The sequence below is a fragment of the Collimonas sp. genome (assembly GCF_044339385.1).
Lineage (GTDB): Bacteria > Pseudomonadota > Gammaproteobacteria > Burkholderiales > Burkholderiaceae_D > Collimonas.
In genome coordinates this window covers 17,094-28,204 of record NZ_JBIIVN010000011.1, presented here as the reverse complement: position 1 = coordinate 28,204, position 11,111 = coordinate 17,094, and the positions used below count along the sequence as shown (strand labels likewise).

The window sequence follows — 11,111 nt, the reverse complement described above, 5'->3', positions numbered from 1 at the left end:
AAGCCGAGCAGGGCGTCGGCTACTTCACCATCCACGCCGGCGTGCGTTTGCAATACGTGCCCATGACCGCCAAACGCCTGACCGGCATTGTCAGCCGCGGCGGTTCTATCATGGCCAAGTGGTGCCTGGCGCATCACCACGAATCGTTCCTCTACGATCATTTCGACGATATCTGCGAAATCATGAAAGCCTACGACGTCAGCTTCAGCCTTGGCGATGGCTTGCGCCCCGGGTCGATTTATGACGCTAACGACGAAGCGCAACTTGGTGAACTGAAGACCTTGGGCGAACTGACCCAGATCGCCTGGAAGCACGACGTGCAGGTAATGATTGAGGGGACGGGCCACGTGCCGATGCACCTGATTAAGGAAAATATGGACCTGCAACTGGAACAGTGCCACGAAGCACCGTTCTATACGCTCGGACCGTTGACCACCGACATCGCGCCAGGCTACGACCGCATCACCTCCGGTATCGGCGCTGCTACCATCGGCTGGTATGGCACAGTGATGCTGTGTTGCGTCACGCCGAAGGAGCATCTCGGCTTGCCGAACAAGGCCGACGTTAAGGACGGCATCATCACCTACAAGATCGCGGCCCATGCAGCTGACCTGGCCAAGGGCCATCCGGGTGCGCAGATCCGCGACAACGCCTTGTCGAAAGCGCGCTTCGAATTCCGCTGGGAAGATCAGTTCAACATTGGTCTGGACCCGGACAAAGCGCGTGAATTTCATGATGAAACCTTGCCCAAGGATTCCGCCAAGGCGGCGCATTTTTGCTCGATGTGCGGTCCCCATTTCTGCTCGATGAAGATCACGCAGGAAGTCCGCGAATATGCCGCCGCACAGGGTATTTCGGAGGTCGCCGCGCTCAAGCAAGGGATGCAAGTCAAGGCGATCGAGTTCGTCAAGAACGGTGCGGAAATCTATAGCAAGCAGTGAGGCAGATGATGGAAATCGTACTCAACGGCGAGCCGCATCCGCTGCCTGACGGCGAGAACCTGGAGCAACTGATTGTGGCGCTCGAACTGGCGGGCAAAGCGGTGGCAGTGGCGGTCAACCGGCAGGTAGTGCCGGCCAAGCTTTGGCCGCAGCGCGTATTGCAGCCGCAAGACAAAGTCGACGTGGTGAGAGCCATCGGCGGCGGCTGACATCGTAGGGTGGACATCCCATGCCCACCCTACGGAAATTTTTAGAGGATTTGTCATGGATATCAATTCTTCCCTGGAGACAGGGCAAGCAGACGTCGGCCTGACCATCGCCGGCAAGACCTACACCTCGGGGCTGCTGGTCGGTAGCGGCAAGTATCGCGACCTGGAGCAAACGCGCGCCGCTACCGAAGCCAGCGGCGCGCAAATCATTACGGTGGCAATCCGGCGCGTCAATATCGGGCAAGATCCGCAAGCGCCGAATCTGCTGGATGTGGTGCCGCCGACGCGCTATACGATACTGCCCAATACCGCGGGCTGTTATACCGCAGCAGACGCGGTGTACACGCTGCAGCTCGGGCGCGAACTGCTGAACGGCCACAAGCTGGCCAAGCTGGAAGTGCTGGGCGATGAGCGCACATTGTTTCCAAACATGCCTGAAACCTTGAAGGCGGCGGAAGCGCTGGTCAAGGATGGCTTTGATGTGATGGTGTATTGCAGTGACGATCCGATCCAGGCGCGCATCCTGGAAGAGATCGGCTGCGTTGCCGTGATGCCGCTGGCGTCGTTGATCGGTTCCGGCATGGGCATCTTGAACCCGTGGAACCTGTCGCTGATAATCGAACAGGCCAGGGTGCCGGTGCTGGTCGATGCCGGTGTCGGTACGGCCTCCGATGCGGCAATCGCCATGGAACTCGGATGCGACGGCGTGTTGATGAATACCGCGATTGCCGGAGCGCAGGACCCGATCCGCATGGCACGCGCAATGCGGCTGGCGATTGCAGCCGGCCGCGAAGCATTTCTGGTAGGACGGATTCCGCAGCGCTTCGCCGCCTCGCCATCGTCACCCATGGCCGGACGCGTCAAATGAACGCAGTCTTGGGACCGCCGAGCGTATTGGTATTTTCCGGATCGGACCCGAGCGGCGGCGCCGGCATGCAAGCCGACATCACCGCGATTGCCGCGCTCGGAGCGCATCCCTTGTCGGTAGTGACGGTGTTGACGGTGCAGGATAATGAGCGTGTGTTCGAGGTTCATCCGGTGCCGGCGGAACTGGTGCGGCAGCAGGCGCAGGCGTTGGTTGATCGTATCGATATCGCTGCAATCAAAGTGGGTATCGTCGGCAATCACGCCAACGCCGAGGTGATTGCTGCGGTTATCCGCGATGTGCGCATGCGGCGACCGAATTTGCCGTTGGTGTTCGATCCGGTACTGGCGACCGGCCATGGGGATATTCTGGCCAGCGACGACCCGGTTGCGGCAATTGCGCCACTGTTTGAATTGGCGACCGTCATCACGCCGAACCGGATTGAAGCGGATCGTCTTTGCGGCGTTGACGCCAGCCCGGAGCAGCAAGCAGCCATGCTGTTGCAGCGCGGCTGTCAGCATGTGCTGCTGAAGGGCGGGCACGGGCCTGAGCAACATGAAGTGCTGAATCGCTGGATCAGCGCCAACCGACAACGCAACTGGAGCTGGCCGCGGTTGCCTGGTGAATTTCACGGCAGCGGCTGCACTCTGGCGTCGGCCTTGGCTGCGTTGCTGGCACGCGGTATCGAAATCGAAGCGGCGATGGATGCTGCGCAAACCTATTGTCAGCAGACGTTGGCGGCATCTTATGCGATAGCGCCGGGTCAGCGCATACCGAGCCGGACGCTGCCATTTCTTACATCTCACATTGCAAGGATAGAGCCATGAAGGGACTATACATTGTCACGCCCGATTGGGATGATACCGACAAACTGTTGCACGTGACCGAACAGGCATTGCAGGGCGGCGCCTCATTACTGCAATATCGGCACAAGACCGCCGATGCAGCGCAGCGGCGTCGGCAAGCCGCTGCGTTGCTGGCATTGTGCCGTCGTTACCAACGGCGGTTCATCATCAATGACTTCATTGAATTGTGCATGGAGCTGGATGCGGGTGGGATACATGTCGGCGGCACCGATGCCAGCGTGGCCGAAGTGCGGGCGCTGATTGGCCCGGACGAAATTGTTGGCGCTTCTTGTTATGGCGATTTGCAACTGGCGCATGCCGCGTATCGCGCCGGTGCCAGCTATGTCGCATTTGGGGGATTCTATCCGTCGCGCGTCAAGCAGTATCCGGTCACTACCCCGCCGGATATCGTCACGCGCGCCAAAGCCGATATCGCCTTGCCGAATGTGGTGATCGGCGGCATGACGCAACAGAATGCGCTGCCGCTGATCGCTGCCGGGGCCGATATGGTGGCGGCGATCAGCAGTGTTTACCTGGCGGATGATCCGACTGCCGCCGCCCGCGAGTTTACAGCCTTGTTTGCACAACGCTAGTTGGCCTTTCAGCTTTCCAGCAAGCTGCGCAGCATCCACGCATTCTTTTCATGCAGCTGCATGCGTTGCGTGAGCAGATCGGCGGTCGGCTCATCGGAGGCCGCGTCGACCACGGGGAAAATCGAGCGTGCAGTGCGCGTCACCGCTTCCTGGCCGGTCACCAGTTGCTGGATCATCTCGATGGCATTCGGCACGCCTTCTTCTTCCGAAATCGAAGTCAGCCTGGAGAATGCTTTGTAGGTCGCTGGCGCCGGATAGCCGAGTGCGCGAATGCGTTCGGCGATCAGATCAACCGCCAGCCACAGTTCGTTGTATTGCGTTTCGAACATCAGGTGCAGCGTGTTGAACATCGGCCCGGTGACGTTCCAGTGGAAGTTGTGGGTTTTAAGATAGAGCGTGTAGGTATCGGCCAGCAGTTTGCTGAGGCCATCGGCAATTTTCTTGCGATCCTTGTCGCTGATGCCGATATCGATTGCCGCGACGATTTTCTTTGCCATTGTGCTGCTCCTTCTAACGGTAATGTATGTATGAATGAGAGACTTGCAGTCCGATTTTATGCTATTTGAGAATCAGCAAGTAACTGCTGCACGTTTTACCGCCAGGCAGTTGGTTCAGGCAGTGCTTGCCTGTTTTGCCGTTGCTTGGGAGCGGCGATACATCTTGATCGTCAACGCCATCGCTCCCAACGATGCCACAGCGGCAAACAAGAATACTTCGGGGTAGCCAAATTCGCTGACGATCAAGCCTGCCAGCGGCCCGGTAATGCCCAGCGCCAGATCCAGGAATACCGAATATGCGCCCAGCGCGCTGCCGCGATTATTGGCCGGTACCAGATTCACTGCTTCAACGCCCAGCGCCGGGAAAATCAAAGCAAAACCGGAGCCGGTGAGCGCTGCGCCGACCAGCGCAAGCGCTGGCGAGGTGGCTTGCCACAGCAGCAGCAAGCCGAGCGCCTCTACCGAGAAACAGACAATCGATACGCGGAATCCGCCAAATCGCGAGATAGTGCGGGCAAACAGCAGTCGTGCGCCAACGAAAAAACTACCGAACAGCGTCAGCGAAAACGCCGCATTCGGCCATTGATGGCTGACATAGAACAGCGTAATGAAAGTGGCAATCGAACCGAACCCGATCGATCCCAGCGCCAAGCCCATGCCATGCGGGAGCGCCCGACGCAGCACGTTACCAAATGGCAGATGTTCGCCGCGTACCACTGGGGTTGGGGCTTTCATGCGCGCCACCAAGAAACCCCCGGCCGATAGCGTGGCGACCGTCGCACCAACCGCCGCCAGGCCCCATGTATGTGCGATCAGCACGCCGAGCGGCGCGCCGATGGCCAGCGCGCCATAGGTAGCAATGCCGTTCCAGGAAATCATGCGTGCCGTGTGCTGGGCGCCGACCTGGCCGATACCCCAAGTGATAGCACCAGTGCCGACCATACTCTCGCCGCACCCAAGCACCAGTCTCCCAATCAGCAGGATGATCAGGCTCAATGCTGGAATAGGGGCAAAGAGCGCGGCCGCCAGCAGGAACACGCCACTCATGCTGCAACCGACCAGACCACGCAGCACCGCGGTCTTGGGGCCGACCGAATCCGCCATCCGGCCCGCCCTTGCCCGGCTCAGCAACGTTGCCAGGTATTGCATGCTGATCGCTAGCCCCGCTAATACGGAGCTGTAGCCGAGTTCGGTGTGGACATAGCCGGGTAGTACTGCTAACGGGATGCCGATTGCTAAATAGCAAATGAATGTAAAAAATGCAGTGGAGACGATTTGAAACGTAACGGCGGCCTCCGACCGCTGCTCGCTGGCGCGGTCGAGAAGAGCTTCTTGGGGCATGATAGTAGACGGCTCGGTTGATTTTTGTGGGCAGCGTCCAGAGCGGACAATGCTGTGCCGCGTATTTTACTCTTGCAGTCCGGATGTTGCTGGGCGGCATAGTCGTTGTTCCTTGCCTGATTTGTATATTTGCTTGCTTGGTACATTTAGTTGCTTGGTATATTTAGTTGCTTGGTATATTTAGTCGCTTGATGCTCGATGTCGGCAAGTGGAACTAGGCATCAGGTATTACCGCCGCAGCTTATAATGACGGCATGCAAAATCTTCTTCATCACCTCAATCAAGAGCAACTGGCGGCAGTAACCTTGCCAGCGCAATCCGCACTGATCCTGGCCGGCGCTGGCTCCGGCAAAACCCGGGTCCTGTCCACGCGCATTGCCTGGCTGATCCAGACCGGTCAGGTGTCGCCGGCCGGCGTGCTGGCCGTGACGTTTACCAACAAGGCCTCCAAGGAAATGATGACGCGTTTGTCGGCAATGCTGCCGATTAACACGCGCGGCATGTGGATCGGCACTTTTCATGGCTTGTGCAATCGCTTGTTGCGCGCGCATTATCGCGATGCCGGCTTGCCGCAGACCTTCCAGATTCTCGATTCGCAGGATCAACTGTCGGCCATCAAGCGTTTGCTGAAGTCGTTGAATATCGACGATGAGAAATATCCGCCATGTAATCTGATGTATTTCATCAACGGCGCCAAGGACCAGGGCCTGCGCGCCAACGATGTTGAGGCGAATGACGATTACAACCGCAAGTTCGTCGAGCTTTACGATTTGTACGACCAGCAATGCCAACGCGAAGGCGTGGTGGATTTCGCCGAATTGCTGTTGCGTACTTATGAACTGCTGAGCCGCAACCAGCCGTTGCGCGAGCATTACCAGGCGCGCTTCCAGCACATTCTTGTCGACGAGTTCCAAGATACCAACGATCTGCAGTACAAATGGCTGAAGCTGATGGCTGGCCAGCGCGGCGCGGTGTTCGCAGTCGGTGACGACGATCAGAGCATCTATGCCTTCCGCGGTGCTAATGTCGGCAATATGAGTGCCTTCGAGCGCGAGTTTCGGGTCGAGAACCTGATCAAGCTGGAGCAGAATTACCGTTCACACGGCCACATCCTTGATAGTGCCAATACGCTCATCGCCCACAACAGTAAGCGGCTCGGCAAGAACCTGCGCACCGATGCTGGGCATGGCGAACCGGTGCGCATCTACGAAGCCACCAGCGATTTACAGGAAGCGCAATGGATTGTCGAGGAAATCAAGAGCCTCATCAACGATGGCGCCAGCCGCAGCGAAATTGCCGTGCTGTACCGCTCGAATGCGCAGTCGCGGGTGATTGAACATGCGTTGGTGGCCTCCGCCATTTCGTATCGGGTCTACGGTGGCCAGCGTTATTTTGAGCGTGCTGAAGTCAAGCACGCGATCGCGTATTTGCAGTTGATGGACAATCCGCACAACGATTCGGCTTTTTTGCGCGTGGTGAACTTCCCGGCGCGCGGCATTGGCGCGCGTTCGCTGGAGCAGTTGCAGGATGCGGCAAAACAATTTGGCATTTCCTTGTACGCGGCGGTGCCGCACGTGGCCGGCAAGGCTGGTGCCACGCTAGGTTCATTCTTGAAGCTGATCGAAGGCGGACGCTTTGAAACCCAGCACCTGCCGCTGCCGGAAATGGTGCAGGTGGTGCTCGATCTGAGCGGCCTGCTGAAGCACTACCAGACTGAAAAAGAGGGCGCCGATCGTATCGAGAATCTGGAGCAGCTGGTCAATGCTGCGACCCTGTTTGTGTCGGAAGAAGGATTTGGCATCGATGCCCCGGCCTTGCTTGGTCCGAAGGCGCAAGCAGTGTCGGGAGCTGCCATCACGACCGCTGACGGCATCGAGATTTTCGATGCCGATGCGCCGCTGGCTGCGGTCATGTCGCCGTTGTCGGCTTTCCTCTCACATGCGTCGCTGGAGGCGGGCAACAACCAGGCTCAGGCCGGCGAGGAGGCGTTGCAATTGATGACGGTGCACTCGGCCAAAGGGCTGGAGTTCGATGCGGTGTTCATCACAGGATTGGAAGAGGGCTTGTTCCCGCACGAGAACTCGCAGAAGGAAGATGCTGGCGTGGAGGAAGAGCGGCGTCTGATGTATGTCGCCATCACCCGTGCCAAGAAGCGGCTGTACATGAGTTTTTCACAAACTCGCATGCTGCATGGTCAGACCCGTTACAACATGCGTTCGCGCTTCTTCGACGAGCTGCCGGAGGAGGCGTTGAAATGGCTATCGCCGAAGGTGCAGCAGCACAACTGGTTTGCCAATCCTAAATCGGCATGGGACGAGGCACCGGAAAAGGCGGCGAATTCAATCTCCAAGAGCTTCGGCAAGCGCGATATCGGCTGGCGCATCGGTGAAAACGTCGCGCATCAGAAATTCGGCGAAGGAGTGATCGTCAATATCGAAGGCAGCGGCGGCAATGCGCGTGCCCATATCAACTTCGGCAGGCATGGGATGAAGCTGCTCGATTTGAGTGTGGCGAAGCTGGAGAAGGTGGCTTAGGCGGCAACCCGTGGGCAGAAAATCCTGCCCACCCTGTTTTTGCGGTTATTGACCCTTGTTACTGTCGCTACTCTTGGTCGTCGGCTGTCGGCGGCAACGGCGAAGCATCGTCAGGCCGGCCGAAAATGTGGGTGTAGGTCGGATAAAAAGAGCAGTACATCACCACCGTCAAGGCAATCGACAGCGGCAGCAAGACCATCATGGTGACTGCCGCATTGCCGATCAGCAGCGCAATCAGCACACTGATGATTGCTGGCAGCATGACGCCGATGCAGGCCCACGCCAGGCCATAGACTGTGAATGCTTTTATTTCGCGCCACACTGCAAAGAAGCTATAGAAAACCGCCTTGGAGACGGGCATTTCTTCCCACATGATGAGCGGTGCCGCGTACCAGAACGCCATTGCCGCTGGTGTGTATGCCACGGCAGAAAACAGCATCCCCAGCGAGATGCTGAAGTCCCGTATCTCTTTGGCGTCAAGCGCTGTCTGGCCGGTCAAGGTCATCCAGAAGATGCCGCCGTCGACCAACGCCGATGCGCCAATCGCGACGACGCCGGCGATCAGGTGCAGCACGCCAAGAATCACTAGATTCTTTATCGCCGGCGAGCGGAAGCCCACTAACAACAGGTTCGGAAACACCCTTTTGCCCTGCTCGATATGGCGGCAAGCTTGCATGAAAGACATGGCAAATACGGGATCAGAACCAGCGGCAAGATCTGACCCAGCACCGGGATAAAATTGAGCAGCAGCATCAGGAACATATATCCCAAGAACAGCGTGGATATTTCGGCGGGTTGTTTGTGGAATAGTGCAAACCCCTCTTTGACCCAGATCCATCCGGTTTTTGCAGGCAGTTTTTCCATCTTTTTCATCAGCAATCAATCAAGGCAGGAGCCGGGTGCGCCACGCGCTGCCGCAAAATCCGTTCAAAGTGGCTCGGATCGTGCGGAGTCAACATTTCGGCCGCACGAGGCAAATAAAAATCATACAGTCGCGATAGCCAGAAGCGCAATGCAGCAGCACGCAGCATTGGCTGCCAGGGCGCCTGTTCGGCTGCGCTGAATGGCCGCACCGCATGGTAGGCGTCGAGCATGGCACGTACTCTGGTTTGGTCCAGCACGCCGCTGTTGAGGTCGATACACCAGTCGTTGACGGTGACGGCGAGGTCAAACAGCCAGGTGTCACAGCCAGCGAAATAGAAATCGAAAAATCCGCTCAGGCGGTCGCCATCGAACATGACGTTATTGCGGAAAAGATCGGCATGGACTGGTCCGTTCGGCAGTTGGCGATAAGCATCCGAGGCGGCCAAGGCTTCCTGGAAAGCCATTTCATCCCGCAGCAATTGCTGGCCGTCTGCGGATAGATAAGGCTGCACCACCGGCGCCGCTTCGCGCCACCACGGCAGGCCGCGCAAATTTGGTTGGCGGATCGGGAAATCCTGCGCTGCCAGATGCATTTTTGCCAGCATCGCACCTACTTCACTGCAATGTACCGCCGCCGGCGCCAGTTGGCAATCGCCGGCCAGCTTGGTGACAATGGCTGCGGGTTTGCCGTGCAAGGGATTGATGATCCGGCCTTCCTGGTTAGCGATCGGCTCTGGCACCAGCACGCCGCGTTGCGCCAGGTGGCGCATCAGTTCCAGGTAGAACGGCAGTTGTTCGAAGGTGAGTTTTTCAAACACGGTCAGCACATACTCGCCGCGCTCGGTATTGATGAAAAAATTACTGTTTTCGATACCGGAGGAAATGCCTCTGATTGCCAGCGCCTTGCCTAACGAGAAAGGAGGGATCCACTGTGAGAGATCTTCTAGCGTGACGGGAGTAAATACTGCCATGGGAAAAATCGGGGAAAGAACAACGTTAAGACTATGTCGGAATAAACAGGCGGCAAATACGCCGCCAAGAATAAGCACAAGCAATATTGATCTCGCGCATGAACTGCATTGCGGCTTGCGTGCTGTTGCCGTTGTTAGTTTCCGGGCTTCGATATGGTCGGTGGCGGGAGTCCCGGATCGCCATTGGTTTGCGCTGCCTCGCCTTCCTTGCGCGGCTTCTGGCCCAGATCGAATTCCTTGATTTGCCATTGTGCGCCGCGTACCGGTCCATCATTTGGCCCCAGTGTACCGGCTTGCGATTGCGGTTTCACGTAATAGGTGCTGCCGGCGCTGTTGACTTTGACTTCGGTCACGCGGCCTTGATCGCGTTTTTCAGTGATCTCTGCAGGGGCTTCACCCGGCTTGCGAACCGTCACCGCCGGCGCTTCGCCTTCGTCGAGCTTTTGCAGTTCCGGCGGCGGCGGGGCGATGGTCTTGGGTGGTTGTTGTGCGTGCACCAGTAGCGGCGTTGCAATCGAGGCAATGCAAATTGCTAATAGTTGCCAGATTTTAGATTTGTTCTTCATGTGATTTTTAGCTACCTTGATGAAAGCAAGATTTGGGCGCGAAGTCTCATTGTAACAAACCGCCGGCTCCGGTAGGCGATAAGGCGGCTCGGGTCCGCCTAGCCCACCGATTCCGGCAAATTCGGCCACCTGTTACCGCTCTTTGCATAAAGTCATTGCAGTTAAATTAATGCTAATGAAGTGCTGCTGAATTGGCAATTCAATCTGGCCGTAATCCTACAGCAGCACGCCGGTATGGCGATCTGATTCTGCCATCACGGTTTCGCCCGCTTCATAGAATTTCACTACCGCATCGAGAATCTCGGCGGGATCGTCGAGCACCTGTATCAGATCCATATCCTTGGCGGCGATCATGCCGTCGCCAACCAGTTGCGTACGGAACCACTCGAGCAGGCCGTTCCAGAAGCTGCTGCCGACCAGAATAATCGGAATATGGCGACACTTGCCTGTCTGGATCAGAGGCAGCACCTCGGTCAACTCGTCAAGCGTGCCAAAGCCGCCCGGCAACACGATGTAGGCATCCGCGTAGCGCACGAAGGCAACTTTGCGGGCAAAGAAGTGGCGGAAGCTAAGCGAGATATCCTGCCATTTATTTCCGCTTTGCTCGTGCGGCAATTCGATGTTCAGTCCGACCGACGGCGATTTACCTTCGAACGCACCTTTGTTGGCGGCTTCCATCAGACCGGGACCGCCGCCAGAAATGACGGCAAATCCCTCATCCGAAAAACGGCGCGCGATATCCATGCACAATGGATAATATGGGTTGTCAACCTTGATGCGCGCCGAGCCGAAGATCGATACGGCGGGATGCAACTCGGAAAGGCGCTCGGTCGACTCTATAAATTCTGCCATAATCGTGAACATATGCTACGACTCGCGCGCCTT

General features: G+C 57.5%; 12 protein-coding genes. 6 read left to right on the top strand and 6 right to left on the bottom strand.

All coding sequences use genetic code 11. The annotated features are described in order from the left end of the window. The 5 genes from thiC to thiE all read left to right on the top strand — a co-directional run. A partial coding sequence (gene thiC / locus ACIQ0R_RS01730) for a phosphomethylpyrimidine synthase (RefSeq protein ID WP_395823069.1) occupies positions 1-941 on the top strand: 941 nt, incomplete at its 5' end. A gap of 8 nt (positions 942-949) precedes the next feature. After that, a complete protein-coding gene (gene thiS / locus ACIQ0R_RS01725; protein WP_395823067.1) occupies positions 950-1,150 on the top strand; it encodes a sulfur carrier protein ThiS in 201 nt (66 codons plus the stop codon). 55 nt (positions 1,151-1,205) lie between these two features. Continuing rightward, a complete protein-coding gene (locus tag ACIQ0R_RS01720) occupies positions 1,206-2,018 on the top strand; it encodes a thiazole synthase (protein ID WP_395823065.1) in 813 nt (270 codons plus the stop codon). Beyond that, positions 2,015-2,842: a hydroxymethylpyrimidine/phosphomethylpyrimidine kinase gene (locus ACIQ0R_RS01715; RefSeq protein ID WP_395823063.1), complete on the top strand. Its 828-nt coding sequence runs from the start codon at positions 2,015-2,017 to the stop codon at positions 2,840-2,842. The genes ACIQ0R_RS01720 and ACIQ0R_RS01715 overlap by 4 nt, the downstream gene beginning before the upstream one ends. Then, positions 2,839-3,453, top strand: a complete 615-nt coding sequence (gene thiE, locus ACIQ0R_RS01710) for a thiamine phosphate synthase (protein ID WP_395823061.1) — start codon at positions 2,839-2,841, stop codon at positions 3,451-3,453. Before ACIQ0R_RS01715 ends, thiE begins: the two co-directional genes overlap by 4 nt. A gap of 8 nt (positions 3,454-3,461) precedes the next feature. Here thiE and ACIQ0R_RS01705 read toward each other — a convergent pair whose 3' ends face one another. Then, positions 3,462-3,950 (bottom strand): Dps family protein, encoded by a 489-nt coding sequence (locus ACIQ0R_RS01705; RefSeq protein WP_395823059.1) that lies wholly within the window; start codon positions 3,948-3,950, stop codon positions 3,462-3,464. Between the two features lie 114 nt (positions 3,951-4,064). Continuing rightward, positions 4,065-5,291, bottom strand: coding sequence for an MFS transporter (locus tag ACIQ0R_RS01700; protein ID WP_395823057.1), 1,227 nt, complete (start codon positions 5,289-5,291; stop codon positions 4,065-4,067). Between the two features lie 254 nt (positions 5,292-5,545). On the opposite strand from ACIQ0R_RS01700, the gene ACIQ0R_RS01695 reads away from it, so the two are divergent. Further along, on the top strand, positions 5,546-7,825 hold the full coding sequence (locus tag ACIQ0R_RS01695) for a UvrD-helicase domain-containing protein (protein WP_395823055.1): 2,280 nt from the start codon (positions 5,546-5,548) through the stop codon (positions 7,823-7,825). Positions 7,826-7,892: 67 nt separating this feature from the next. On the opposite strand, the gene ACIQ0R_RS01690 is transcribed toward ACIQ0R_RS01695, so the two are convergent. From ACIQ0R_RS01690 to ACIQ0R_RS01675, 4 genes are all read right to left on the bottom strand, one after another. Further along, complete coding sequence (locus tag ACIQ0R_RS01690) at positions 7,893-8,663, bottom strand: BPSS1780 family membrane protein (RefSeq protein WP_395823053.1); 771 nt, start codon at positions 8,661-8,663, stop codon at positions 7,893-7,895. Positions 8,664-8,697: 34 nt separating this feature from the next. Further along, a complete protein-coding gene (locus ACIQ0R_RS01685) occupies positions 8,698-9,660 on the bottom strand; it encodes a homoserine kinase (protein WP_395823051.1) in 963 nt (320 codons plus the stop codon). Between the two features lie 134 nt (positions 9,661-9,794). Further along, positions 9,795-10,226 (bottom strand): DUF2782 domain-containing protein, encoded by a 432-nt coding sequence (locus tag ACIQ0R_RS01680; RefSeq protein ID WP_395823049.1) that lies wholly within the window; start codon positions 10,224-10,226, stop codon positions 9,795-9,797. Positions 10,227-10,442: 216 nt separating this feature from the next. After that, positions 10,443-11,090: a TIGR00730 family Rossman fold protein gene (locus tag ACIQ0R_RS01675; protein WP_395823047.1), complete on the bottom strand. Its 648-nt coding sequence runs from the start codon at positions 11,088-11,090 to the stop codon at positions 10,443-10,445. Positions 11,091-11,111 lie beyond the last annotated feature (21 nt).